Genomic DNA, 23,728 nt, shown 5'->3' on the forward strand with positions numbered 1-23,728 from the left:
CATGGAGCGGATGGTTCGAGTACGGTCCCGGACTGGTGCTTCTTCGCCAGACTGCCATTACCGCGACGGTCACGGGTGGCGATCCACCAAGATATGCATATATCTGTCGCCCAAAACGGTGAACTCTACGACCTGAGACCGTATTTGGGCGGCCCGGAAGGAGTAAGGAGTACCGCATGCAGAACGGTCCCGCGGTGCGCCGCCGCAAGCTGGGCACCGAACTGCGCGCCCTGCGCACGGCGGCGGGTCTCACCAGCGGTGAGGCGGCCCGGCTCGTGGGCTGGCACCAGTCCAAGGTGAGCCGGATCGAGACCGGCGCCAGCGGGGTGAAACCGGCCGATGTGCGGTTGCTTCTCGACGCCTACCGTGTCGCGGACTCCCAACTGCGCGAGCTGCTTTTGGTGTTGGCGGGCTCCGACGAGGGCGCGGGGCGGCACCACTGGTGGCACGCCTATCGCGGAATTCTCCCGCCCACCTATCGCGACTTCATCAGCCTCGAGTCGCAGGCGAGCGCGATGCGCACGCTGGAGACGTCCGTCGTGCCCGGTCTGCTGCAAACGCCCGAATACGCGCGTGCGGTCACCCGCGCGGCGGTCGACGGACTGGACGACGAACGGCTGGACGCTCTGGTCGAGGTGCGGCTGGCCCGCCAGGACGTACTGCGTTCGGATCCGCCGTTGGAGCTGGCGGCGGTCCTGGACGAGGCGGTTCTGCACCGGGAGATCGGCGGTCCGGACGTCATGGCACGGCAACGCGAACGGCTTGTGGAAGCGGCTCGTCTGCCCCAAGTCAGTCTTCAGGTACTGCCGTTCGCCGCCGGGGCACATGTCGGTGTCACAGGCCCTTTCGTAATCTTCTCATTTTCGAGCACTTCTGATCTGGACGTGGTTGTTCTCGACCACTTGACGAGTAGCCTCTACCTCGAACGGAAAGAAGACCTGGAGGCCTATACACAGGCCTTCAACGCCCTTCGCATTCACGCCCTTTCACCCGAGGACTCGTTGGATTACATCGCCGCGACAGTTTGACGGCGCGTAAGGAGGCACCATGTCCGCACTGCCTCGGAACGTACCTTCCAGCACCGGACTGCACGGCGTGCGGTGGCTGCGCAGCAGCTACAGCACGGGAGCGAACAACTGCGTCGAGACGGCACTGCCGCACTCCGGCCCATGGTCCGGACTGCTCGCCGTGCGCGACTCGAAGGACACCGCCGGACCCGCGCTGCTCTTCTCCCCCGAGAGCTGGGCGGGCTTCCTCGTGGTCGTCAAGTCCTGATCAGTCCGTGATCGCGCGGCACACGGCCGTGTCACGCCGACTCATGGTCGCGTCTCGCCGATCACCTTCACCGCGTGTTCGATCTGCGCCCCGGAGAGGTCCGCGCGGGCGGTCAGCCTGAGCCGTGAGATGCCGTCGGGAACGGAGGGAGGACGGAAGCAGCCCACGGCGAGGCCTGCCGTACGGCAGTCGGCCGCCCAGCGCACGGCCCCCTCCGGGGACGGCGCGCGCACCGAGACGACCGCGGCGTCCGGACGCACCGCCTCGTGGCCCGCGGCGGTCAGCCGCGCGTGCAGTTCCGCCGCCACCGCGCGCGCCCGCGCCGCCCGCTCGGGCTCGCGGCGCAGCAGCCGCAGCGCGGCCAGCGCCGCCCCCGCCGCCGCCGGCGCAAGACCCGTGTCGAAGATGAACGTCCGGGCCGCGTTGACCAGGTGTTCGATCACCTTGGCCGGGCCCAGCACCACTCCGCCCTGACTGCCCAGCGACTTGGACAGCGTGGCCGTCACGACCACGTCGCCGTCGCCCGCGAGGCCCGCCGCCCATGCGGCGCCCCGGCCCCCGTCGCCCAGGACGCCGAGCCCGTGCGCGTCGTCGACCAGCAGTCCCGCGCCCCGCTCCCGGCAGGCGGCGGCGAAGGCGGCCAGCGGGGCCGCGTCCCCGTCGACCGAGAAGACCGTGTCCGAAACGACCACGGCAGGGCCGTCGTGCGTCCGCAGCGCCTTGCGCACCGCCTCCGGGTCGGCGTGCGGCACGACCTGCGTGGCGCCCCGGGCGAGCCGACAGCCGTCGATCAGCGAGGCGTGGTTGCCCGCGTCGGAGACGATCAGCGAGCCGTGCGGGGCCAGCGCGGTGACGGCGGCGAGGTTGGCCGCGTAGCCGGAGGAGAAGACCAGCGCCGCCTCGAAGCCGCAGAAGTCGGCCAGTTCCCGCTCCAGCTCGGTGTGCAGTTCCGTCGTACCGGTGACCAGGCGGGAGCCGGTGGAGCCGCCGCCCCAGGTCCGGGCGGCCTCGGCCGCGCCCTCGGCGACCTCGGGATGGTGGGTCAGCCCCAGGTAGTCGTTGCTCGCGAGGTCCAGGAGCGGCGAGTCGGCCGGGCGGGGACGGAGCCGCCGTACGAGTCCGGCGCGGCGGCGCAGTTCCGCCTGCTCGTCGATCCAGCCGAACGCCATGACTCCTCCGGGTGCTTTCGTGGGCACGGGTGCTTTCGTGGGCACAGGTGCTTTTGTATGCACGGCACGGGTGCTTTTGTAGGCAGTGGACAGACACTAGCCGGACCGGCCGCACCCCATGATGTGGCAATACCCACACGTCGAAGCGCACGTCTTGTTCATTCTCTCCTTGGCCCGGGGCGGGTCCGTAGGACAGGATCGGCTCTCATGGAACTGCTGAACACGCTGGTGGACAAGGGGCTTCGGCGCGAGCTGCCGACCCGCGAGGAAGCTCTGGCCGTCCTCGCCACTTCCGACGACGACGTGCTCGATGTGGTGGCCGCGGCAGGGAAGGTGCGCCGGCACTGGTTCGGGCGACGGGTGAAACTCAACTACCTCGTCAACCTCAAGTCCGGGCTGTGTCCGGAGGACTGCTCCTACTGCTCCCAGCGGCTCGGCTCCAGCACCGGCATCCTCAAGTACACCTGGCTCAAGCCGGAGCAGGCCTCCCAGGCCGCCGCGGCCGGCCTGGCGGGCGGCGCCAAGCGGGTGTGCCTGGTGGCGTCCGGGCGCGGCCCGACCGACCGTGACGTGGACCGGGTCGCGGGCACCATCAAGGCGATCAAGGAGCAGAACGAGGGCGTCGAGGTGTGCGCCTGCCTCGGTCTGCTCTCCGACGGCCAGGCCGAGCGGCTGCGCGAGGCGGGCGCGGACGCCTACAACCACAATCTCAACACGTCGGAGTCGACGTACGGGGAGATCACGACCACGCACACCTACGCCGACCGCGTGGACACCGTGAACAAGGCGCACGCGGCGGGCCTGTCCGCCTGCTCCGGCCTGATCGCGGGCATGGGCGAGAGCGACGAGGACCTGGTCGACGTGGTCTTCTCGCTGCGGGCGCTGGACCCGGACTCGGTGCCGGTCAACTTCCTCATCCCGGTCGAGGGCACCCCGCTGGCCGCGGAGTGGAACCTCACCCCGCAGCGCTGTCTGCGCATCCTCGCGATGGTCCGCTTCGTCTGCCCCGACATCGAGGTGCGCATCGCCGGCGGCCGCGAGGTCCATCTGCGCTCGATGCAGCCGGTCGCGCTGCACCTGGCCAACTCGATCTTCCTGGGCGACTACCTCACCACCGAGGGCCAGGCGGGCAAGGCCGACCTGGAGATGATCGCGGACGCCGGTTTCGAGGTGGAGGGCGCCGATCAGGTGACCCTGCCCGAGCACCGGGTGCACGCGGGCGGGGGCTGCGGTTCGCACGCCGAAGCGGGCTGCGGGTCGCACGAGGACGCCGGGTGCGGATCGCACGAGGACGGTGGGGTGTGCGGTACGGCCGCTGCCGCGCCGGCCGCGAACGAGCCCCGTACCGACCTGGTCGCCGTACGCCGGCGTGGTGCCGGAACGGACCTCGCGCCCAATGCCTGACCTGCCCGTCCCCGAGCTGCTGGAGCTCGACCGGCGGCATGTGTGGCACCCCTACGGGCCGATGCCCGGGCGGGTCGAACCCCTCGTCGTCGAGGCGGCGAGCGGGGTGCGGCTGCGCCTGGCCGACGGTTCGGGCGAGCTGGTCGACGGCATGTCGTCCTGGTGGTCGGCGATCCACGGCTACAACCACCCGGTGCTCAACGAGGCCGCGCGCGAGCAGCTCGGGCGGATGAGCCACGTGATGTTCGGGGGGCTCACCCATGAGCCCGCTGTGCGCCTCGCGAAGCTCCTTGTCGACATGTCGCCCGACGGCCTGGAGCACGTCTTCCTCGCCGACTCCGGTTCGGTGTCGGTCGAGGTCGCGGTGAAGATGTGCCTGCAGTACTGGCGGTCGCTGGGCCGGACCGGCAAGCAGCGCCTGCTGACCTGGCGCGGCGGCTACCACGGCGACACCTGGCATCCGATGTCGGTGTGCGACCCCGAGGGCGGGATGCACGAGCTGTGGGCCGGGGTGCTGCCCCGGCAGGTGTTCGTCGACGCGCCTCCGGCGGAGTACGAGGAGGCGTACGCCGAGTCGCTGCGCTCGGCGATCGCCGAGCACGCCGACGAGCTGGCCGCGGTCATCGTCGAGCCGGTGGTGCAGGGCGCGGGCGGGATGCGGTTCCACTCCCCCGCCTATCTGCGGGTGCTGCGCGAGGCGTGCGACGAGCACGACGTGCTGCTCGTGTTCGACGAGATCGCCACCGGTTTCGGCCGCACGGGCGCGCTGTTCGCCGCGGAGCACGCGGCGGTGACGCCGGACGTGATGTGCGTCGGCAAGGCGCTGACCGGTGGCTACCTCACGATGGCGGCGACGCTGTGCACCGCGCGCGTGGCCGACGGCATCTCCCGGGGCGAGGTCCCGGTGCTCGCCCACGGCCCGACATTCATGGGCAACCCTCTCGCGGCGTCCGTCGCCTGCGCCTCGATCGAGCTGCTGCTGGGCCAGGACTGGCTCGCTGAGGTCAAGCGGATCGAGGCGGGCCTGCGGGAGGGTCTGGCACCGGCGCGCGAGCTGCCCGGGGTGAAGGACGTCCGGGTCCTCGGTGCCATCGGCGTCGTCCAGCTCGACCACGACGTCGACATGAAGGCGGCCACGGACGCGGCCGTGCGCGAGGGCGTGTGGCTGCGGCCCTTCCGCGACCTGGTCTACACGATGCCGCCGTACGTCACCGGGGACGGGGACGTTGCACGGATCGCGCGCGCGGTGTGCGCCGCGGCGCGGGAGGGATGACATGCCGGTACTGGTGATCACGGGCACGGGCACGGAGGTCGGCAAGACCGTCACGACTGCCGCCGTGGCAGCGGCGGCCGTCGCTGCCGGACGTTCCGTGGCCGTGCTCAAGGCCGCGCAGACGGGCGTACGACCGGACGAGCGCGGGGACGCCGACGAGGTCGCGCGGCTCGCGGGAGCCGTGACGACGGCGGAACTGGCCCGCTACCCCGAGCCGTTGGCTCCGGCGACGGCGGCCCGGCGGGCCGGTATGACTCCCGTGCGCCCGCAGGACGTCGCCGAGGCCGCCGGCAAATTCGCCGCCGAACACGACCTGGTGCTCGTGGAGGGCGCCGGCGGGCTGCTCGTCCGCTTCGACGAGGCCGGCGGCACCCTGGCGGACGCGGCCCAGCTGCTGCGCGCGCCGGTGCTGGTGGTGGCGACGGCGGGACTGGGCACGCTGAACACGACGGAACTGACGGCCCGTGAACTCCGCGCCCGCGACGTGGAGTTGCTGGGCGTCGTCATCGGCGGCTGGCCCGACTCCCCCGACCTGGCCATGCGCTGCAACATCACGGACCTCCCGGACGTCGCCGCAGCGCCGCTGCTGGGCGCCCTGCCGATGGGCGCCGGAGCCCTGCCCCCCGCCGACTTCCGCGCCGCGGCCCCGGCTTGGCTGGCACCGCGACTGAACGGGACGTGGGACGCGGAGGCGTTCCGGGGGCGCGAAGCCGCCCCCGACAGGGCCTAGGGGCCGCCGCTCGCCAGCAGCCTCACCAGCTCGATCCGTGAGCGGATTCCCAAGCGTTCGAAGACGCCCCGCAGATGGTGGTCGATCGTGCGTGGGCTGAGGGCGAGGCGGGTGGCGATCTCCCGGTTGGTGGCGCCGTCGGCGGCCATGCGGGCGATCAGCAACTGCTGCGCGGTCAGGCGGCCGCCGGGGCCTTCGTCGGTCCGTGCCGGGGCGGCCGGGGCGCCGAGGGCGCGCAGTTCCGCCCGGGCCTGGACCGCGCAGTGCGGGGCGCCGAAGTGCTCGAACGCCTCCAGGGCGCTGTGCAGCCGGTCGCGGGCCTCCGTACGGCGGCGCAGTCGGCGCAGCGCGGCGCCGAACAGCAGCTCGGTGCGGGCGCGTTCGAAGTCGCGGGTTCCGCGGGCGTGCAGGTCGAGGGCCTCGTGGTAGAGGTCGACCGCCTCGGCGCCGGGTGCGAGCAGGGCGCGGCAGCGGGCGCTGAGGGCCAGCTCGTCGGGGCTGCGCACGGCCGTAGCCCAGCGGTGGTAGTCGGTGTGCGCGGCCCGGGCGACGCGGGTGTCGCCGGTCCGGACGGCGGCCTCCACGTAGTGCGGGGTGGCCAGGTGCCGGATGGCGCGGTGACCGTGGCCGGGGCCGAATCCCGCGAGGGCGCGCAACCGGGCCGCGGCACCGGCGAAGCGTCCCTCCGCGAGGTCGAGGAAGGCGAGCGCCCACTGGGCGAGCGCCGCGGGCAGACCGAGGCCCCGGGCGAGGGCGTACGAGCGTACGGCCGCCGCCCGTTCGCGGCAGACGTCCGCAGCGCCGGTGACCGCGGCGAACATGGCGAGCGCGGCCTGCAGATGGCAGGCGCCGTTGTCGTGGCCGGAGGCGTACGCCTGCCGGAGGGCGTCCGTCGCGGCGGCCGCGCCGGCGTCCGGACGGCCGGTCCAGAAGTCGGCGTAGGCGCGGAACTCCAGGGCCTGCGCCACGGTGGCGGTCGCACCGCGCGCCCGGGCGGAGGCGGCCGCCCGCACGGTGGCGGTGGCGGCTCGGGCGTGGTCGCCGAGCATGAGCGCGGCGATGCCCGCGTGGAGGAGCAGGGTGGGGTCGCCGCCCGGCCCGCACCGGCTGGCCGCCGCCTCCAGCAGGTCTCGCGCGTCCTCGTAGCGCCCCTCCACGGCGGCGGCGAGTCCGCCCAGCGCCCCGGGCGCTTCGATTCCGAGCCGGCCCGCGACCCGAGCGGCGTCCCGACATCGACGCAGGTCACCGGTGTAGATGACGGCCTCGGTGGCGCGGGCCAGGAGGTGGGCGGCGGCTTGAGGTGGGCCGAAGGAGCCGAAGGGGTGAGCGGGGGCGTCCGCGCGGGCGGAGGACTGGGCTGCCCGAGCGCCGCCGGCTGCGGGAGCGGGACCGTCCGTGCCGGCGGAACCGTCGCGGCCCTGGATCCGCGTTCCCCGCGGCCCTGTGGCGTCCCCCGCCCGGACCGCCGCTGTCAGCAGCGCGTCGAAGGCCTCCGTCGCGTTCTCCGCGCGTAGCGCGAACAGGCCGGTGAGTGCGTCGTCGGCCGCGCCGGCGCGGAACAGCCCGCGGGCGTGGTCGGCGTCGCCGGCCTGCCAGGCGTCGGCGGCGGCGCGGGCACGGAGGTGTGCCTGCCGGGCCGGGTCGGGGCAGAGTGCCGCGGCGCGCTCGGTGAGGGCACGGGCGAGCGTGAGGTGGCCGGTCGTGCGGGCCCGTCCGGCGGCCGCGTCCAGCTCCGCGACGAGCCGGCCGCTGGGTCCGAGGGCGCCCGCCGCCCGGTGCCAGGAGCGGCGCGGTGTCTCGCCCTCGCCGTTCAGGACGCGGGCGAGCAGTCGGTGGGCCTCGCGCCGGTCCGACGGTGCCCCGGACTCGTAGGCGGCGATCCTGGTCCAGGCGTCGCGGAAGACGACGCCGCCCGCACCGGCGTGCGCGATGCCGGCGGTCTCGGCGGCTTCCAGGGGGCGGGTGTCGAGGCGGGCGGCGGCGACGGCGCGCAGGAAGGCGTGGGTGGCGAGCGGGTACTGGTCGGCCGCGGCGAGGAGCAGCAGCAGGCGGGTGTCGTCCGGGAGTGCGCGGAGCTCGGCGCGCAGCACCCACAACAACCGGGGTGCCTGCAGGGCGGGTTGGGTGGGAAGCGGATCGAGGCCGGACCGCTGCCGGTCGGTGAGACGGGTCACGAGTTCGGCGGCGGCGCGCGCGTCGCCGTACACGGCGTGCAGGACCCGTAGGCGGACGCCCTCGGGGAGTTCGGGCGCCGTGTGCCGCGGTGGCGAAGTGCGGGGAAGAGGCGGGGGGTTCACCGGAGTCACCACACAATTGACGTTACTGGCGGGTTACTTGAATCGTAAAGACCGGCGATCTCACCGATGCGGCGCGCGTAGACCCGCCCCGACACTCCTGACGAACCCCACCTGTCAGGAGGCATCATGCAGCGCCACACGCGTCGTATCGCCACGGCACTGTCGGCCGTGGCCGCATCGCTCCTTCTGTCCCTCCCCCTCACCGCCGCCCCCGCTCGGGCGGCGACCCACAACCCCGTCGTCTTCGTGCACGGCCTGAGCAGTGACGCGAGCAGCTGGGAGGACTGGATCGCGGACTTCGAGGCGGACGGCTACTCGTCCTCCGAGCTGGACGCGTTCTCGTACGACTGGTCCAAGTCGAACGCCACCACGGCCCAGCAGCTGGCCACCGAGGTCAAGAACGTGCTCGCGAAAACCGGCGCCTCGAAGGTGGACCTGATCGTCCACTCCATGGGAGCGATGTCCTCCCGCTACTACCTGAAGGACCTGGGCGGCACCGCGTACGTCGACGACTTCGCCTCGGTCGCCGGCGTCAACCACGGCACGTCCGTGGCCTCGTGGTGCGCCTGGCTGTACACGTCCTGCAAGGAGATGCAGACCGGCAGCTCCTTCCTGACCGCGCTGAACTCGGGCGACGAGACACCGGGCGCCGTGTCCTACGCGAGCTACTGGTCCGACTGCGACAGCGCGGTCGTCCCCAACAGCTCGGCACTCCTGAGCGGCGCGACCAATGTCGACGCCGGCTGCATCTCGCACACCGACATGAACAACGACCCTGGTGTGTACCAGCAGGTGCGGAACTTCATCGCGTGACCTGCGGCGGGGGTGCGCGGGCCCCGATCGGGGGACAATCGCGGTAAGGCCCGTCCGGTGGAGGAGGTCCCCATGCCGCTACGGTCGCCCATGCCGCTCCGGTCGTCCGGTTCGGCGAGGCCGCTCCGGGATCCCGTGCACCACCCGCTGTTCGCCCGCTACTACGCCCGGGCCAGCGTCGCCGCCGAGACCCGGCTGGGGATGCGCGCCATCCGTGACCGCCTGCTGTCCGGGCTGTCGGGGCGGGTGATCGAGATCGGCGCGGGCAACGGGCTGAACTTCGCCCGCTATCCGCCTACGGTCTCGGAGGTCGTCGCCATCGAACCGGAGCGCCGGCTGAGGAGGTTGGCCGTCGAGAACGCGCTGCGCGCCGACGTCCCGGTGGACGTGGTGCCGGGTGCCGCGGAGGCGCTGCCCGTCAAGAGCGAGGCGTTCGACGCGGTGGTGGTCTCGCTGGTGCTGTGCAGCGTGCGGGACGTGCCGCGGGCCCTGGCGGAGATACGGCGGGTGCTGCGGCCCGGCGGTGTCGTGCGGTTCTTCGAGCACGGCCGGGGCGGCGGAGCGGCGATGCAATTCGCCCAGCGCGCCCTGGACCGCACACTGTGGCCGCCGCTCAGTGGCGGCTGTCATCTGGCCCGCGACCCGGTCGCCGCCCTGCGCGAGGCCGGTTTCGAACTCGGCCCCTACCGGCGGCTGTTGCTGCCGGAGGCCGGTCCCACGCTGCCCACCTCCTTCTGCGTGCTGGGTACCGCGTGGCGGCCGGAGGACGGGGAGAGGGCCGCCTGACTCACATCGTCCAGCCGCGCAGTTCGGCCGCGATGTCGTAGACCGTGGCATTGCCGCGCTTGACCATGCGGGCGAGATCCCGGACCCGCGTGGGCGAGGTGGAGACGCGCAGGCCGCTGGCGATCAGGTAGGCGTAGGCCACCGCCGAGGCGAAGAGGGCGTTCGAGCGCTCCAACGCCGGGATGTGAATGAGGAGTTGGAGGAGGGCGGCGGCCCGTGCGTGCGGGTTGTCGTAGACGGGGACGTCGAATATCTCGGCCTCGTGGCGGGCCACGGCGGCGACGAGGGCGCCCCAGTCGATGACCTGGGGGTCCCCGGGCGTCCGCTGCTCGGCGAGCATGAGCAGCCAGGCGAGGTCGATGCTGAGGTTGTTCAAGGGATCAGTGGCGACCTTCGCGCGTGGTGTCGTTCTCGGAGCCGAACTCCTCCGCGAAGACGGACTCGTACTGCTTCATGAAGTCGGCCGCGGCCTCGACGAACGTCTGTCCGACCTCTCCGGTGTCCTGTCTCACCAGTTCCTCGATGTAGCGGTTGACACTCATGCCCCGGGCCAGGGCACGCTCACGGGCGGCTCGGGCCGTGCCCTCGTCCACTCTCACGTTCAGCTGGGTCTTCGCCATACGTCGAAGCTAGCGCCGAACCGCTAGCACGGCAAGGTCCTCCCACGGGTGGAGCGTGGCCCTTACATCCGTATCAGGGACACGACCTGCGGTGGAGACCACCCGGGACCTTCGGCGGATGTCCGGCGCGAGTGGCTCACACTAACCTCGGCCACGACGAGGAGTCGGCACGTCCACGTGAGCGAGGAGGCAGCCTTGTCCACAACTGCTGCGGAGCACGCCCCGGGCCAGGCGCCGGCCGACGGGATCGCGGCCCGCGCCCGCGGTCTGACCAAGGCGTACGGCTCCGGCGAGACGACCGTTCTGGCCCTGGACTCGGTGGACGTGGACATCGCGCGCGGCCGCTTCACGGCGGTCATGGGGCCGTCGGGCTCCGGGAAGTCCACCCTGATGCACTGCCTGGCCGGGCTCGACACCGTCTCGGCCGGCCAGGTCTGGCTCGGCGACACCGAGATCACCGGGCTCAAGGAGCGCGAACTGACCCGGCTCAGGCGGGACCGGATCGGGTTCATGTTCCAGTCGTTCAACCTGATCCCGACGCTGAACGCGGCCGAGAACATCACCCTGCCCATGGACATCGCCGGCAAGAAGCCCGACGAGAAGTGGCTGGACCAGGTCGTCGACACACTGGGGCTGCGGGACCGCCTCAAGCACCGGCCCGCCGAACTCTCCGGCGGCCAGCAGCAGCGCGTCGCCTGCGCGCGGGCGCTGGTCTCCCGCCCCGAGCTGATCTTCGCGGACGAGCCGACGGGCAACCTGGACTCGCGGGCCGGCCTGGAGGTGCTCGCGTTCTTGCGCCAGGCCGTCGACGAACTGGGGCAGACCGTCGTCATGGTCACCCACGACCCCGGCGCCGCCGCCCACTCCGATCTGGTGCTGTTTCTCGGGGACGGGCGGATCGTGGACGAGATGGAACGGCCGACGGCGGAGGCGGTGCTGGAGCGCATGAAGCGTTTCGACGTCATCCGCGGCCAGGTCGAGGACACGGACGGACGGGAGTAGGCCGGTGCTGAAGGCGACGCTCCGGAGCTTCCTCGCCCACAAGGGCCGGCTGCTGCTGTCGGCCCTCGCGATCCTCCTGTCCGTGGCGTTCGTCGCGGGCAGCCTGATCTTCTCCGACACGGTCACCCGCACCTTCGACCGTCTCTTCGCCCACACCTCCGCCGACGTCACCGTCCAGCCCAAGAAGGACCTGAAGTCGTCGGTGCCCACCGGCGAGACCCGAACCGTGCCCGCCGCGCTCGCGAAACGGCTGGCGACGGTCCAGGGCGTGAAGTCCGCGCACGCCGACGTCGGCGTCGAGAACATCACCATCGTCGACCGGAGCAACAAATCGGTGGGGCCGACCAGCGGCGCCCCCACCGTCGCCACGGACTGGTACCTCACCTCCCGCAGCCCCGTGAAGCTGACCTCCGGCCACGCCCCGCACGGCCCCGGCGAGGCCCTGCTGGACGCGGACACCGCCGACAAGAAGCACGTGCGCATCGGCGACACGCTCACGGTGATGGCCCAGCCCGGCACATTCCGGATCCGGGTCACCGGCATCGCCACCTTCACCACCACCAACCCCGGTGCCGCCCTGGTCTACCTGGACCCCGACATCGCCGCCGTCAAACTGCTCGGCTCGGCGGAGCGGGCGACGAGCATCTCCGTGGACGCGGCGAAGGGCGTCAGCGACGCGCAGCTCAAGTCCCGCGTCCTCGCCGTGACCGGCACGGGCGCCTACGACGTGAAGACGGCCGACGAGCAGGCCAAGTCATCGGCCGACCAGCTCGGCAGCTTCCTCGACGTCATCAAGTACGTGATGCTCGGCTTCGCGGGGATCGCGGTGCTCGTCGGGATCTTCCTGATCGTCAACACCTTCTCGATGCTGATCGCCCAGCGCACCCGCGAACTGGGCCTGCTGCGGGCACTCGGCGCCGACCGGCGGCAGGTGCGGCGCTCGGTGCTCACCGAGGCGGTCCTGCTCGGCCTGGTCGGTTCCACGCTCGGCCTCGCGGCCGGCATCGGACTGGCCGCCGGACTGACCAAGCTCATGGGCGCGTTCGGGATGAACCTCAAGGCCACCGAGATGGTGGTGGGCTGGGGCACACCCGTGGCGGCCTACGTCGTGGGCGTCGGCGTCACCTTCGTGGCCGCCTACCTGCCGGCCCGGCGGGCGGCGGGCGTCTCCCCGATGGCCGCGCTCGCGGACGCCGAGAGCGCCGGGATCGGTCGTCCGCTGCGGACCCGGGCGATCGTCGGCTCGGTCGTCGGAGCGCTCGGCGCGGCCGCCCTGGCGGGCTGCGCCGCCTCCTCGAAGACGGCGTCGGCGGCCTCCCTGCTGGGGCTCGGGGTGGTCCTGACGCTGATCGCGACGGTGGTCGCGGGTCCGCTGCTGGTGCGGCCGGTGATCCGGGTACTCGGCGGCGCCTTCCCTGCACTGTTCGGCTCGGTCGGCCGCATGAGCCAGCGCAACGCCCTGCGCAACCCCCGCCGTACCGGCGCCACCGCGGCCGCTCTCATGGTCGGCCTGGCCCTGGTGGGCGGGATGTCGGTGGCGAGCGCCTCGATGTCCAAGTCCTTCGACCGGCAGATCGACAAGACGCTGGGTGCCGACTTCATGGTGCAGAACAGCAATTTCATGCCGTTCTCCCAAGAGGTCACCGACAGGGTACGGGCCACGGACGGCGTCGGTCTCGTCGTGCGGGAGCGGTTCACGGGGATCGCGGTACGGCTGCCCGACGGCAAGCGCGTCGAGACCACGGCGGCCGGTTTCGACCCGCGGCTCGACGACGTCGCCCATATCGCCTACGCGCAGGGCGACTCGGCGGCCGCGCTGGCGGACGGCAACATCGCCATGGACCGCAAGTACGCCGAGGACCATCACGTACGGCTGGGCAGCGTGCTCCCCGCGGAGTTCCCCGGCGGACACACCGCACAGGTGAAGGTGGCGGCCCTCACCGACCAGGAGGGCTCCAGCGGCTTCGGCAGCGAGGGCGGGCTGTTCTTCGGCATCGCCACGGTGGAGAAGTACGTGCCGGACGGCCAGGACACGGTCCTGTTCGTCAACCGGGCCGCCGGCACCGGCGCAGACCAGCTGCGCAAGGACCTGGAGACGACCCTCAAGTCGTACCCGCAGGTCCAGGTCCGCGACCAGGCGGACTACAAGAAGCTCATCCACGACCAGATCGCCGTGCTGCTCTACCTCGTCTACGCCCTCCTCGGCCTCGCGATCGTCATCGCGGTGCTCGGCGTGGTCAACACCCTCGCCCTGTCGGTCGTCGAGCGCACCCGCGAGATCGGCCTGCTGCGGGCGATCGGGCTCGCGCGGCGGCAATTGCGCCGGATGATCCGGCTGGAGTCCGTGGTGATCGCGGTCTTCGGCGCGGTCCTGGGACTGGCGCTCGGCCTGGTGTGGGGCGTGTGCACCCAGCAGGTGCTGGCGCTGCAGGGCATGAAGGCACTGGCCGTCCCGTGGGGCACGATCGTCGCGGTGGTGATCGGCTCGGCGGTGGTCGGCATCGTGGCGGCCCTGCTGCCCGCGCTGCGCGCGTCCCGGATGAACGTGCTGGCGGCGATCGCGCACGAGTGACGGGCCACGGCCGCGATCCGGGGCGCCCGCCCCCGCGACCGTCCGGATGCTGGAATTCCGGGTCGGCCGCGGCCGTGGCTGGTGGGATCGGTCCATGACCGAACTGCGGACACGACCCGCCACCCCCGCCGACCTCGACACGGTCCTGGCCTTCTGGAAGACGGCCGCCGAGGGTACGAGCATCAGCGACGACCGCGCGGGCGTGGAACGGCTGGTCGAGCGGGACCCCGAGGCGCTGATCCTGGCCGAGCGGGACGGCGAGCTCGTCGGCACGGTGATCGCCGGCTTCGACGGCTGGCGCTGCCATCTCTACCGGCTCGCCGTGCACCCCGAGCGGCGCCGTCAGGGGATCGGCTCCGCCCTGCTGACCGCGGCCGAGGAGCGGTTCGTACGACTGGGCGGGCGGCGCGGGGACGCGATGGTTCTGGTGCGCAACGAGACCGCGCAGCACGCGTGGCGGGCGGCCGGATACGCGCCCGAGGAGCACTGGCGGCGCTGGGTGAAGCCGTTCACCGACTGACCCCGGCCCACTGCTTTGCCCATCCTTTACCATTGGGGGAACATTCGGCCCTCCCTTTGAGGACCACCCGTCCCTCCATGAAAGGTGTGAGCGTCCGTCCATGGGCGAGCCCCCCGGTAGCACGCGCGGTACCCGACATCGCGCGGTCCTCCCCGCCCTGTCCGACGATGGGACGGAGGTGACCCGATGACCGAAGCGCTCCTCCTGCTGGTGGCGATCCTGCTCTCGCTCGCCTGTGGCGCCTTCGTCGCGGCCGAGTTCTCGCTGACGACCGTCGATCGGGGCGAGTTGGAGCGGGCCGTGGAGCGCGGCGAGCGGGGCGCGGCGGGCGCCCTGAAGGCCGTACGCAACCTGACGTTCCAGCTCTCCGGCGCCCAGCTCGGCATCACCGTCACCAACCTGGTCGTCGGCATGCTCGCCGAACCGTCGATCGCGAAGCTGATCGCGGGCCCGCTGCAGGCGCTCGGCCTGTCCCGGTCCACCGCGAGCTCCCTCGCGCTGGTGCTCGGTACGGCGCTGTCGACCGTGTTCCTGATGGTGGTCGGCGAGCTGGTGCCGAAGAACTGGGCGATCTCCTCGCCGCTGGCCCTGGCCAGGCGGGTGGGCAACCCGCAGCGCTGGTTCAGCGCGGCCTTCCGGCCCTTCATCACCCACCTCAACAACACCGCGAACCGCGCGGTGCGCCGGCTCGGCCTGGAGCCCGCCGAGGAACTCGCCTCGGCCCGCAGCCCCAAGGAGCTGGCGGCGCTGGCCCGGCACTCCGCCAGGGAGGGCGCGCTGGAGGCGGACACCGCCGAGCTGTTCGTACGGACCCTGAACCTCGCCGACCTGACCGCGGAGAACGTGATGACCCCGCGTGTGCAGGTCATCGCTCTCGAAGCCCAGGCCACCTGCGAGGACGTGGCGAACGCGACGCGGGCGACCGGCCTGTCCCGCTTCCCCGTCTACCGTTCGAGCCTGGACTCGGTCGTCGGCACCGCCCATATCAAGGACGTGCTCGCGATATCGGCCGATCGGCGCATGCGCGTGCCGGTCTCCGAGGTGATGCGCGACCCCCTGCTGGTCCCCGAGTCCCTCACCGTGGACCGGCTCCTGGACCGGCTCTCCGGCAAGCGCACCATGGCCGTCGTCATCGACGAGTACGGCGGCACCGCGGGCGTCGCCACCCTGGAGGACATCGTCGAGGAGGTCGTCGGCGAGGTGCGCGACGAGCACGACCCGCACGAGACGCCCGACCTGGCGCCGGCCGGCACCGACGACGAGGGCCACGCCCTGTACTCCGCCGACGGCTCGGCACGCATCGACCAGCTCGCCCGCGTCGGACTGCGGGCACCCGACGGGCCGTACGAGACGCTGGCCGGCCTGGTCGCGGCCGAGCTCGGCCGGATCCCGGCCGTCGGCGACAGCGTGCGGGTCACCGGCTGGCGGCTGGACGTGGTGGACGCCTCCGGGCGCCGGGCCGCGCGGGTGCTGCTGCACGCCCCGTTCGACGACCACGCGGATGCCACGCGGCACGAGGAGGGGGCGCGATGACCGCCGTACAGCTGCTGATCGGTTTCGCGACCCTGGTCGTCAACGCCTTCTTCGTCGGCGCCGAGTTCGCGCTGATCTCCGTACGCCGGTCGCAGATCGAGCCGTACGCCGAGGAGGGCGACCGGCGGGCCAAGAGCGTGCTGTGGGGTCTTGAGCACGTGTCCGCCCTGATGGCGGCGGCACAGCTCGGCATCACGCTGTGCACGCTGGTCCTCGGCGTGGTCGCGGAACCGGCGATCGCCCATCTGCTGGAGCCGTTCTTCCACGCCGTGGGCGTGCCGCAGGGCGCCGGACAGGCGGTGTCCTTCGTGATCGCGCTGACCCTGGCCACCTATCTGCACATGCTGCTCGGCGAGATGGTGCCGAAGAACATCGCACTCGCCGAACCGGTGCGCAGCGCCCTGCTGCTCGGGCCGCCGCTGGTCGCCCTCTCCCGGGCCCTGCGGCCGGTGATCTTCGCGATCAACGCCTTCGCCAACGTCCTGCTGAAGCTGCTGCGGGTGGAGACCAAGGACGAGGTGGCGGCCACCTTCTCCGACGCCGAACTGATCCGTATCGTGCGGGACTCCGGTGAGGCGGGCCTGCTCGACGACCGGGCGCAGGAGCGGCTGCGGGACGCCCTGGAGCTCGGCCGCCGGCCCGTGCGCGATGTCGTCCTGCCGCTGGAACGCGTCGTCTACGCGCGCGTGGGCGTCACGCCCGAGGAACTGGAGCGGCTGTCGGCCGAGAGCGGCTTCTCCCGGTTCCCCGTGGTGGAGGAGAACCGCCGGATCGTCGGCTACCTGCACGTGAAGGACGCGCTGGACGCCTCGCCGCGGGACGTGCCGTTCCGCGTGCGGGACATGCGGGCCATCGCGCGCGTACGGGCGGGCACGCCGCTGGACGACGTGCTCACCGCGATGCGCCGCAGCCGCACGCACCTGGCGGCCGTCCTCGGCGACGACGGACGGCTGGCGGGCCTGGTGACGATGGAGGACGTGCTGAGGGAGCTGTTCGGGCAGCCGGCCTGAGGCCGCGGGGGTGACGGGGAGGCCGACCGACCGACGGGTATGGAGGCGGGTTACCATTTTCGCCGCCATGCAGACGAACCCCACTCACACCAGCCTGGTCGCGGTCGGCGACTCCTTCACCGAGGGCATGTCGGACCTGCTGCCCGACGGCTCCTACCGCGGCTGGGCCGACCTGCTCGCGGGCCGAATGGCCGCCGTCACGCCCGGTTTCCGGTACGCCAACCTCGCGGTGCGCGGCAAGCTGATCGGGCAGATCGTCGAGGAGCAGGTCGACGTGGCCGCGGCGATGCGGCCCGACGTGATCACGCTGGTGGGCGGGCTGAACGACACCCTGCGGCCCAAGTGCGACATGGGGCGGGTGCGGGGCCTGCTCACCGAGGCCGTGGAGCGGCTGGCGCCCTCCTGCAAGCAGTTGGTGCTGATGCGCAGCCCGGGCCGCCAGGGACCGGTCCTGGAGCGGTTCCGGCCGCGGATGGAGGAGCTGTTCGCCACGGTCGAGAAGCTGGCCGCACGGCACGACGCGCTCGTCGTCGACCTGTACGGGGCGCCCTCGCTCTCCGACCCCCGCCTGTGGGACGTCGACCGGCTGCACCTGACCGCCGAGGGACACCGCAGGGTCGCGGAGGCGGTCTGGCAGGGCCTCGGCTACGACCCCGAGGACACCGACTGGCGCACGCCGATGCCGGCCACCGTGCCGCCCGGCTGGGTCGCCCGGCGCATCGCGGACGCCCGGTTCGCCCGGCAGCACCTGCTGCCCTGGATCGGCCGGCGGCTGACCGGCCGCTCCTCGGGCGACGGGCGGCCGGCGAAGCGCCCCGACCTCCTGCCCTACGAGGAGTAGGCCGCGGTGCGCACGCGCGTGGTCAACGTCAGGGGCCGCCTCCACGAGTACGGCCCCCGGCTCGAGCACGCGCCCGCCGACCTCGTCTATGTCGGCCGCCGCTGGACCATGGGTGGCTGGGACCTGCCGAAGCACCCGCTGTACAACCCCTTCGCCTACGACACTCCGAGGCGCCGCCGGGACGGGACGCGGGCGGAGGTCATGGCCATGTACCGGGCGTATCTGCTGGAGCGCCCCGAACTGCTGGAGCTGGTGCCGCCGTTGCGCGGCCGGGCGCTGGCCTGCTGGTGCGCGCCCGAGCTCTGCCACGCGGACGTCCTGGCCGAGCTCGCCGACACACAGGCGCCGTGACGGGCGTCTCGTAGCATCCGACGAACAGGGCCCTGGCGCTGGCCTGCACGAATCGCCAGTAGAATCCGTCTACGTGACTTCCGCTCCCGCCAAGCCCCGCATCCCGAACGTCCTCGCCGGACGCTACGCCTCCGCCGAGCTCGCCACGCTCTGGTCGCCCGAGCAGAAGGTGAAGCTGGAGCGGCAGCTCTGGCTCGCCGTGCTGCGGGCCCAGAAGGACCTCGGGATCGAGGTGCCGGACGCGGCGATCGCCGACTACGAGCGTGTCCTCGACACCGTCGACCTGGCCTCGATCGCGGAGCGCGAGAAGGTCACCCGGCACGACGTGAAGGCCCGGATCGAGGAGTTCAACGACCTCGCCGGCCATGAACACGTGCACAAGGGCATGACCTCCCGCGACCTGACGGAGAACGTCGAGCAGCTGCAGATCCGGCTGTCGCTGGAGCTGATGCGCGACCGCACGGTGGCCGTCCTCGCCCGCCTGGGCAAGCTGGCCGGCGAGTACGGCGAGCTGGTCATGGCCGGCCGCTCCCACAACGTGGCCGCGCAGGCCACAACGCTGGGCAAGCGGTTCGCGACGGCCGCCGACGAGCTGCTGGTGGCCTACGGCCGGGTCGAGGAGCTCCTGGGCCGCTACCCGCTGCGCGGCATCAAGGGCCCGGTCGGCACGGCGCAGGACATGCTGGACCTGCTCGGCGGGGACGCGGCGAAGCTGGCGGACCTGGAGGGGCGGATCGCCGCGCACCTCGGCTTCGCGCAGGCCTTCACCTCGGTCGGCCAGGTCTACCCGCGCTCGCTGGACTACGAGGTCGTGACCGTGCTGGTGCAGCTCGCTGCGGCGCCGTCCTCGCTGGCGAAGACGATCCGGCTGATGGCCGGGCACGAATTGGTGACCGAGGGCTTCAAGCCGGGTCAGGTCGGCTCCTCGGCGATGCCGCACAAGATGAACACCCGCTCCTGCGAGCGCGTCAACGGCCTGATGGTGATCCTGCGCGGCTACGCGTCGATGACCGGCGAACTGGCGGGCGACCAGTGGAACGAGGGCGACGTCTCGTGTTCGGTGGTGCGCCGGGTGGCCCTCCCGGACGCGTTCTTCGCCCTGGACGGTCTGCTGGAGACCTTCCTCACCGTGCTCGACGAGTTCGGCGCCTTCCCGGCCGTCGTGGCCCGTGAGCTGGACCGCTACCTGCCGTTCCTCGCCACGACCAAGGTGCTGATGGGCGCCGTCCGCGCGGGCGTGGGCCGTGAGCTCGCGCACGAGGCCATCAAGGAGAACGCCGTCGCCTCCGCGCTGGCGATGCGCGAGCAGGGTGCCGAGCGCAACGAACTGCTGGACAAGCTGGCCGCCGACGAGCGCATCCCGCTCGACCGCGCCCAGCTGGACGCGCTGATGGCCGACAAGCTGTCCTTCACCGGCGCCGCCGCCGACCAGGTCGCCGCGGTGGTCGCCCGCGTCGAGGAGATCGTCAAGCAGCACCCGGAGGCCGCGGGCTACACGCCGGGGGCGATCCTCTGACCCGCTTCACCCCGGCGGAACTGGAGGCCGCCCGCGACCGTCTCGTCCCGGACGTGGTCGCGGACGGCCTCTCCGTGCTCTTCTGCGGCATCAACCCGGGGCTGATGTCGGCGGCGAGCGGTCACCACTTCGCCCGGCCCGGCAACCGCTTCTGGCCGGTGCTGCATCTGTCCGGGTTCACCCCGCGTCTGCTGAAGCCGTCGGAGCAGCGGGAGTTGCTGTCCTACGGGCTCGGCATCACGAACGTCGTGGCACGGGCCACCGCCCGGGCCGACGAGCTCGGTGCTGAGGAGTACCAGGAGGGCGGGCGGCAGCTGGCGCTCAAGGTGGCGCGGCTCAAGCCCCGGTGGCTGGCCGTGGTGGGGGTCACCGCCTACCGGGCCGCCTTCGACGACCGCAAGGCCAGGGTGGGCCCGCAGGAGCGGGTGATCGGGGAGACCCGGGTGTGGGTGCTGCCCAACCCGAGCGGTCTGAACGCGCATTGGACGGCGCAGACGATGGCGGAGGAGTTCGCACGGCTCAGGTCGGCGGCGGTCGAGGGCTCGTAACGGCTGAGGTCGACGGCGGTCGAAGGCTCGCATCGGCTGAGGTCGGCGGCGACCGGGGCCCGTGGCCGTTGAGGCCGGCGGCTCATGGTTCTCGGCGGGTCAGGGTGGCGCGACCTCGGTGACCACTGCCACGAGCTGGATCTCGTCCGTGACGTCCCGGTCGGTTACGGCGACAGCGACCCAGCGGGCGGTGCCCGGCACCTCCCAGAGGTAGGCCACGTCGGCGCGTGCGCCGAAGGAGGCCCACGGCTCGGGTATCTCCTCCTCCGCCGTGCGCAACAGGACCGTCTGCAGGCTGAAGGGCTCTCCCTCGCCCCAGCGCGACGCCAGCCGGTCGTACATGGCGTCCCGGTACTTCCGGTACTGCTCCGCCGTCACCGCCCGCTCCGCGAGGTCGCCGCCCCGAAGGCCGTGGCTGACCTCCAACTCGGCCTCGTGATGGCCGCGTCCCGCCGGAAAAGGGCGGAAGCACAGCTCCTCGACGAGAGCGACGTAGCGCGCGATGTTCATACGGTCCAGTAAAGCGGGCGCCACTGACAATTGGTGAGGTGTCAGGCGTCCCGCCGGCGCACGCTCCACACCCCCGCCGCCAGCGCGGCCGCGGCCCACAGCGCCGTCACGGCGAGGCCGGTCCACGGGCCGAACGAGCCGTCCCAGGTCCGGTGGAGGACCACTTGGCCCGCCCGGTCCGGCAGCAGGTCGGCGAGGGAGTCGGACATGTCGCCGATGACGAAGGAGACGATGAGCAGGAACGGGATCAACAGGCTCAACGTGGCGACGCCACTGCGCAGCACGGCGGTCAGTCCGGCCGCGAGCAGGGCCATCAGCGTCAGATAGAGCCCGCAGCCGACGACACCCCTTACCTCCTCGCCCCAGGTCAGATCCGCCTTCTCCCCCACAACGGCCTTGCCCACGGCCAGGCTCACACCGCCCGTCAGCAGGCCCACCACCAGGACGGGTGCGCCCACTGCCACCGCCTTCGCCGCGAACCACCGCCCCCGGCGCGGCACCGCGGTGAGGGTCGCCCGCAGCGCGCCGCCCCGGAACTCGGCGGCAACGGCCGTCGTGCCGAACGCGATCGCCGCGATCTGCCCGAAGGCGACCCCGAAGAAGACGGTGAAGAGCGGGTCGAAGTCCGGGCCGCCGCTGTCGGCGCCGGCCAGGGCGGAGAACAGGACGGTCGAGAGCAGCACCGCGCACAGGCCGCCGACGAGGGACCGCAGTGTGCGGATCTTGAGCAGTTCCGAGCGCAGAACGGGCGTGAATTCCATGGTCAGGCCTCCTGGGACGGTGCGGTGAACTCGGCCTCGCCACTGGTCAGATCGAGATAGGCCTGCTCCAGGGTGCCCTCCTCCGTGGCGAGTTCGAGGAGGGGGACGCCGGCGGCGGAGGCGAGGCGCCCGATGTCGTCCACGCGCGCGTGGTCGACGGTCCAGTGGCCGGCCTCGTGCCGTACGGCCTCGTGACCGTGCCGGGCGAGCACCCCCGTGAGCGCGGTGGCGTCGGTCGTTCTGATCCGCACCCGTGGGCGCACACGCGTGTCGATGAACTCCCGCATCGGCGTGTCGGCCAGCAGGCGGCCGCGGCCCAGGACGACGAGGTGGTCGGCGAAGGAGGCGGTCTCGTTCATGAGGTGGCTGGAGACCAGTACCGTGCGGCCCTGAGCCGCGAGCCGGCGCAGCAGCGACCGGATCCAGACGATGCCTTCGGGGTCGAGGCCGTTGGAGGGCTCGTCGAGCATGACCACCTCGGGGTCACCGAGCAGGGCGGCGGCGATGCCGAGCCGCTGCCGCATCCCGAGCGAGTACGTCCGCACCCGGCGCCGCGCGACGGCGGCGATGCCCGTCTCCTCCAGCACCTCCTCGACCCGCCGGCCGGGGATGCGGTTGCTCGTCGCCAGGGTGCGCAGATGGTCCCGTCCGGTGCGGGAGCCGTGCGCGGCCTGGGCGTCTAGGAGGGCGCCGACGTGGCGCAGGGGTTCGCGCAGGCCTGTGTAGGGGCGGCCGCCGATGGCGGCGGTGCCGGATGTGGGCCGGTCCAGGCCGAGCACGAGCCGCATGGTGGTGGACTTGCCGGCGCCGTTGGGGCCGAGGAAGCCGGTGACACGGCCGGGACGGACGCTGAAGGTGAGGTCGTCCACGGCCCGCCGGGTGCCGTATTCCTTGGTGAGGTTCTGGACGTCGATGCTGGTCATGGCAGCAGCGTGGCCGGTGGGGCGGGGTGGCGGCCTCCCCCGCCGGTGGAGATCGTCTCCCCCGCGCGGGGGAGGTCCGTTGTCGGTGGCGGCTGGCACGATGACGAAATGGCCCGCTTTCTGCGCCCGTTGCTCCGGGGGACGACGTACACACGGCTGCTGCACCTGTGGGTGCCGGTGCTGTTCGTCAGCGTGTGGATGTTCATCGGCCCCTCGTGGCCGTGGGTGCCGGCGCTGCTGCTGGCTCCGGTCGGGCTGATCCCGGCCGTGCGCACGGGTGAGGGGGTGCAGGCCCGCTGGATGCTGACGCCCGGGGAACCGGACGCGGGTTTCTCGATGGCGCCGTCGACGACCTGGCGCCACCGGCTGCGTACCACGGTGTGGCTCGAAGTGCGCCTTGGGCTGGGCATATTGGCGGCGTTCGCCTGTGTCTGGCTGCCCGTCACGTGCTACGGGCTGGTGCGGGCCGCGCTCGGCAGTCCCGGCGGCGAGGTGCCATTCCTGCGGGACATACCGGGGCACTGGGCCTGGGCGCTCGCCGCTCCGCTGCCCCTGCTCGCGCTGTACGGCGTCGTCGTCGGCCTCGGCGGGCTGGCGACGGCCGTCGCCCGTGCGCTCCTCGGGCCGTCCGCCGCCGAGCGTCTCGCCGCTCTGGAGGAGCGTACCGACCAGCTTCTGGAACGCACCCGGATCGCCCGTGAGCTGCACGACTCCATCGGTCACGCGCTGACCGTGGCCGTGGTGCAGGCGGGCGCCGCCCGTGCGGCCGGTGATCCTGCCTTCACGGACCGGGCGCTGGCCGCCATCGAGGAGACCGGCCGGGCCGCCCTGGAGGACCTGGAGCGCGTGCTCGGCGTGTTGCGCGAGTCCGGGCGCCCGGTCGGCAGTCGGCCCACGCTCACCGACGCCGATCGTCTGCTGGAGTCCGCTCGCGCCTCCGGAGCCAAGATCGACGCGGAGGTCTCCGGCGCGCTGGAGTCGGTTCCCGGCCCGGTCTCCCGCGAGGGCTACCGCATCCTTCAGGAGGCCCTGACGAACGTCCTGCGGCACGCGGGAGCCGTCCCGGTGCGCGTCGGTGTCGACGTCGCGGACGGGCGACTGGTGCTGGAGGTGCGCAACCCGCTGACCGGCGACACGGCGGGGGCCGGCGGCGGTAGCGGACTGCGCGGCATACGCGAGCGCGCGGCCCTGCTGGGCGGTCGCGCGCGGACCGGCCCCGCCGACGGCCAGTGGCAGGTACATGTGGAGCTGCCGGTGAGTTGATCTACGCTGGC

At 72.4% G+C, this 23,728-nt stretch carries 24 protein-coding genes; 17 read left to right on the top strand and 7 right to left on the bottom strand.

Annotated features, from left to right (window positions below; all coding sequences use genetic code 11):
• The first annotated feature begins 176 nt into the window (after positions 1-176).
• Positions 177-1,028 (top strand): helix-turn-helix transcriptional regulator, encoded by an 852-nt coding sequence (locus FBY22_RS26420; RefSeq protein WP_142150001.1) that lies wholly within the window; start codon positions 177-179, stop codon positions 1,026-1,028.
• A gap of 19 nt (positions 1,029-1,047) precedes the next feature.
• The gene (locus FBY22_RS26425; RefSeq protein ID WP_142150003.1) at positions 1,048-1,275 is read left to right on the top strand and encodes a DUF397 domain-containing protein; all 228 of its coding nucleotides are present in this window, start codon (positions 1,048-1,050) and stop codon (positions 1,273-1,275) included.
• Between the two features lie 41 nt (positions 1,276-1,316).
• On the opposite strand, the gene FBY22_RS26430 is transcribed toward FBY22_RS26425, so the two are convergent.
• Complete coding sequence (locus tag FBY22_RS26430) at positions 1,317-2,444, bottom strand: 8-amino-7-oxononanoate synthase (protein ID WP_142150005.1); 1,128 nt, start codon at positions 2,442-2,444, stop codon at positions 1,317-1,319.
• A gap of 207 nt (positions 2,445-2,651) precedes the next feature.
• On the opposite strand from FBY22_RS26430, the gene bioB reads away from it, so the two are divergent.
• The 3 genes from bioB to bioD are packed head-to-tail and all read left to right on the top strand — an operon-like array spanning position 2,652 to position 5,851.
• A complete protein-coding gene (bioB, locus tag FBY22_RS26435; protein WP_142150007.1) occupies positions 2,652-3,848 on the top strand; it encodes a biotin synthase BioB in 1,197 nt (398 codons plus the stop codon).
• Positions 3,841-5,121, top strand: coding sequence for an adenosylmethionine--8-amino-7-oxononanoate transaminase (locus FBY22_RS26440; RefSeq protein ID WP_142150008.1), 1,281 nt, complete (start codon positions 3,841-3,843; stop codon positions 5,119-5,121). The genes bioB and FBY22_RS26440 overlap by 8 nt, the downstream gene beginning before the upstream one ends.
• Before the next feature lies 1 nt (position 5,122).
• A complete protein-coding gene (gene bioD / locus FBY22_RS26445) occupies positions 5,123-5,851 on the top strand; it encodes a dethiobiotin synthase (RefSeq protein ID WP_142150010.1) in 729 nt (242 codons plus the stop codon).
• On the opposite strand, the gene FBY22_RS26450 is transcribed toward bioD, so the two are convergent.
• Entirely contained in the window at positions 5,848-8,157 is a 2,310-nt protein-coding gene (locus FBY22_RS26450; RefSeq protein WP_260845325.1) for a LuxR family transcriptional regulator, read from the bottom strand. The two genes, bioD and FBY22_RS26450, sit on opposite strands and share 4 nt — an antisense overlap.
• A gap of 117 nt (positions 8,158-8,274) precedes the next feature.
• Between FBY22_RS26450 and FBY22_RS26455 the strand changes: the two genes are divergently transcribed.
• Together FBY22_RS26455 and FBY22_RS26460 are read left to right on the top strand one after the other, a co-directional pair.
• Positions 8,275-8,961 (top strand): triacylglycerol lipase, encoded by a 687-nt coding sequence (locus FBY22_RS26455; RefSeq protein WP_142150014.1) that lies wholly within the window; start codon positions 8,275-8,277, stop codon positions 8,959-8,961.
• A 90-nt stretch (positions 8,962-9,051) separates the two neighbouring features.
• Entirely contained in the window at positions 9,052-9,747 is a 696-nt protein-coding gene (locus FBY22_RS26460; protein ID WP_142152528.1) for a class I SAM-dependent methyltransferase, read from the top strand.
• A 1-nt stretch (position 9,748) separates the two neighbouring features.
• On the opposite strand, the gene FBY22_RS26465 is transcribed toward FBY22_RS26460, so the two are convergent.
• Both FBY22_RS26465 and FBY22_RS26470 read right to left on the bottom strand, forming a co-directional pair.
• A complete protein-coding gene (locus tag FBY22_RS26465) occupies positions 9,749-10,123 on the bottom strand; it encodes a fic family toxin-antitoxin system, toxin component (RefSeq protein WP_142150016.1) in 375 nt (124 codons plus the stop codon).
• Positions 10,124-10,127: 4 nt separating this feature from the next.
• On the bottom strand, positions 10,128-10,367 hold the full coding sequence (locus tag FBY22_RS26470) for a toxin-antitoxin system HicB family antitoxin (RefSeq protein ID WP_142150018.1): 240 nt from the start codon (positions 10,365-10,367) through the stop codon (positions 10,128-10,130).
• A gap of 195 nt (positions 10,368-10,562) precedes the next feature.
• On the opposite strand from FBY22_RS26470, the gene FBY22_RS26475 reads away from it, so the two are divergent.
• From FBY22_RS26475 to mug, 9 genes are all read left to right on the top strand, one after another.
• Positions 10,563-11,369 (top strand): ABC transporter ATP-binding protein, encoded by an 807-nt coding sequence (locus FBY22_RS26475; protein ID WP_142150020.1) that lies wholly within the window; start codon positions 10,563-10,565, stop codon positions 11,367-11,369.
• Positions 11,370-11,373: 4 nt separating this feature from the next.
• Positions 11,374-13,941 (top strand): FtsX-like permease family protein, encoded by a 2,568-nt coding sequence (locus FBY22_RS26480; RefSeq protein ID WP_142150022.1) that lies wholly within the window; start codon positions 11,374-11,376, stop codon positions 13,939-13,941.
• Between the two features lie 94 nt (positions 13,942-14,035).
• Complete coding sequence (locus FBY22_RS26485; protein ID WP_142150024.1) at positions 14,036-14,461, top strand: GNAT family N-acetyltransferase; 426 nt, start codon at positions 14,036-14,038, stop codon at positions 14,459-14,461.
• A gap of 186 nt (positions 14,462-14,647) precedes the next feature.
• Positions 14,648-15,994, top strand: a complete 1,347-nt coding sequence (locus FBY22_RS26490; RefSeq protein WP_142150026.1) for a hemolysin family protein — start codon at positions 14,648-14,650, stop codon at positions 15,992-15,994.
• Positions 15,991-17,004, top strand: coding sequence for a hemolysin family protein (locus tag FBY22_RS26495; protein ID WP_142150028.1), 1,014 nt, complete (start codon positions 15,991-15,993; stop codon positions 17,002-17,004). The genes FBY22_RS26490 and FBY22_RS26495 overlap by 4 nt, the downstream gene beginning before the upstream one ends.
• A gap of 67 nt (positions 17,005-17,071) precedes the next feature.
• Positions 17,072-17,845: an SGNH/GDSL hydrolase family protein gene (locus FBY22_RS26500; protein ID WP_142150030.1), complete on the top strand. Its 774-nt coding sequence runs from the start codon at positions 17,072-17,074 to the stop codon at positions 17,843-17,845.
• Between the two features lie 6 nt (positions 17,846-17,851).
• Positions 17,852-18,196: a DUF4326 domain-containing protein gene (locus FBY22_RS26505; protein WP_142150032.1), complete on the top strand. Its 345-nt coding sequence runs from the start codon at positions 17,852-17,854 to the stop codon at positions 18,194-18,196.
• A 73-nt stretch (positions 18,197-18,269) separates the two neighbouring features.
• Positions 18,270-19,712, top strand: coding sequence for an adenylosuccinate lyase (gene purB, locus FBY22_RS26510; protein WP_142150034.1), 1,443 nt, complete (start codon positions 18,270-18,272; stop codon positions 19,710-19,712).
• Positions 19,713-19,765: 53 nt separating this feature from the next.
• Complete coding sequence (gene mug, locus FBY22_RS26515; RefSeq protein ID WP_260845170.1) at positions 19,766-20,260, top strand: G/U mismatch-specific DNA glycosylase; 495 nt, start codon at positions 19,766-19,768, stop codon at positions 20,258-20,260.
• Between the two features lie 99 nt (positions 20,261-20,359).
• On the opposite strand, the gene FBY22_RS26520 is transcribed toward mug, so the two are convergent.
• The 3 genes from FBY22_RS26520 to FBY22_RS26530 are packed head-to-tail and all read right to left on the bottom strand — an operon-like array spanning position 20,360 to position 22,454.
• Positions 20,360-20,770 carry a hypothetical protein gene (locus tag FBY22_RS26520; RefSeq protein ID WP_142150038.1) on the bottom strand — a complete coding sequence of 137 codons (411 nt, stop codon included), beginning with the start codon at positions 20,768-20,770 and terminating at the stop codon, positions 20,360-20,362.
• A 41-nt stretch (positions 20,771-20,811) separates the two neighbouring features.
• Entirely contained in the window at positions 20,812-21,531 is a 720-nt protein-coding gene (locus tag FBY22_RS26525; RefSeq protein WP_142150040.1) for an ABC transporter permease subunit, read from the bottom strand.
• A 2-nt stretch (positions 21,532-21,533) separates the two neighbouring features.
• Positions 21,534-22,454 carry an ABC transporter ATP-binding protein gene (locus FBY22_RS26530; protein WP_142150042.1) on the bottom strand — a complete coding sequence of 307 codons (921 nt, stop codon included), beginning with the start codon at positions 22,452-22,454 and terminating at the stop codon, positions 21,534-21,536.
• Between the two features lie 108 nt (positions 22,455-22,562).
• Here FBY22_RS26530 and FBY22_RS26535 point away from each other — a divergent pair, with 108 nt between their 5' ends.
• Positions 22,563-23,717 (top strand): sensor histidine kinase, encoded by a 1,155-nt coding sequence (locus FBY22_RS26535; RefSeq protein ID WP_142150044.1) that lies wholly within the window; start codon positions 22,563-22,565, stop codon positions 23,715-23,717.
• Positions 23,718-23,728 lie beyond the last annotated feature (11 nt).

The organism is Streptomyces sp. SLBN-31 (genome assembly GCF_006715395.1).
Classification (GTDB): domain Bacteria; phylum Actinomycetota; class Actinomycetes; order Streptomycetales; family Streptomycetaceae; genus Streptomyces.

What these genes read in the sequence shown, in the direction of transcription:
- FBY22_RS26420 (WP_142150001.1), top strand. Translation starts at nt 177, where the DNA reads ATGCAGAACGGTCCCGCGGTGCGCCGCCGCAAGCTGGGCACCGAACTG.
- FBY22_RS26425 (WP_142150003.1), top strand. Translation starts at nt 1,048, where the DNA reads ATGTCCGCACTGCCTCGGAACGTACCTTCCAGCACCGGACTGCACGGC.
- FBY22_RS26430 (WP_142150005.1), bottom strand. Translation starts at nt 2,444, where the DNA reads ATGGCGTTCGGCTGGATCGACGAGCAGGCGGAACTGCGCCGCCGCGCC.
- bioB (WP_142150007.1), top strand. Translation starts at nt 2,652, where the DNA reads ATGGAACTGCTGAACACGCTGGTGGACAAGGGGCTTCGGCGCGAGCTG.
- FBY22_RS26440 (WP_142150008.1), top strand. Translation starts at nt 3,841, where the DNA reads ATGCCTGACCTGCCCGTCCCCGAGCTGCTGGAGCTCGACCGGCGGCAT.
- bioD (WP_142150010.1), top strand. Translation starts at nt 5,123, where the DNA reads ATGCCGGTACTGGTGATCACGGGCACGGGCACGGAGGTCGGCAAGACC.
- FBY22_RS26455 (WP_142150014.1), top strand. Translation starts at nt 8,275, where the DNA reads ATGCAGCGCCACACGCGTCGTATCGCCACGGCACTGTCGGCCGTGGCC.
- FBY22_RS26460 (WP_142152528.1), top strand. Translation starts at nt 9,052, where the DNA reads ATGCCGCTCCGGTCGTCCGGTTCGGCGAGGCCGCTCCGGGATCCCGTG.
- FBY22_RS26470 (WP_142150018.1), bottom strand. Translation starts at nt 10,367, where the DNA reads ATGGCGAAGACCCAGCTGAACGTGAGAGTGGACGAGGGCACGGCCCGA.
- FBY22_RS26485 (WP_142150024.1), top strand. Translation starts at nt 14,036, where the DNA reads ATGACCGAACTGCGGACACGACCCGCCACCCCCGCCGACCTCGACACG.
- FBY22_RS26490 (WP_142150026.1), top strand. Translation starts at nt 14,648, where the DNA reads ATGACCGAAGCGCTCCTCCTGCTGGTGGCGATCCTGCTCTCGCTCGCC.
- FBY22_RS26495 (WP_142150028.1), top strand. Translation starts at nt 15,991, where the DNA reads ATGACCGCCGTACAGCTGCTGATCGGTTTCGCGACCCTGGTCGTCAAC.
- FBY22_RS26500 (WP_142150030.1), top strand. Translation starts at nt 17,072, where the DNA reads ATGCAGACGAACCCCACTCACACCAGCCTGGTCGCGGTCGGCGACTCC.
- FBY22_RS26520 (WP_142150038.1), bottom strand. Translation starts at nt 20,770, where the DNA reads ATGAACATCGCGCGCTACGTCGCTCTCGTCGAGGAGCTGTGCTTCCGC.
- FBY22_RS26525 (WP_142150040.1), bottom strand. Translation starts at nt 21,531, where the DNA reads ATGGAATTCACGCCCGTTCTGCGCTCGGAACTGCTCAAGATCCGCACA.
- FBY22_RS26530 (WP_142150042.1), bottom strand. Translation starts at nt 22,454, where the DNA reads ATGACCAGCATCGACGTCCAGAACCTCACCAAGGAATACGGCACCCGG.
- FBY22_RS26535 (WP_142150044.1), top strand. Translation starts at nt 22,563, where the DNA reads ATGGCCCGCTTTCTGCGCCCGTTGCTCCGGGGGACGACGTACACACGG.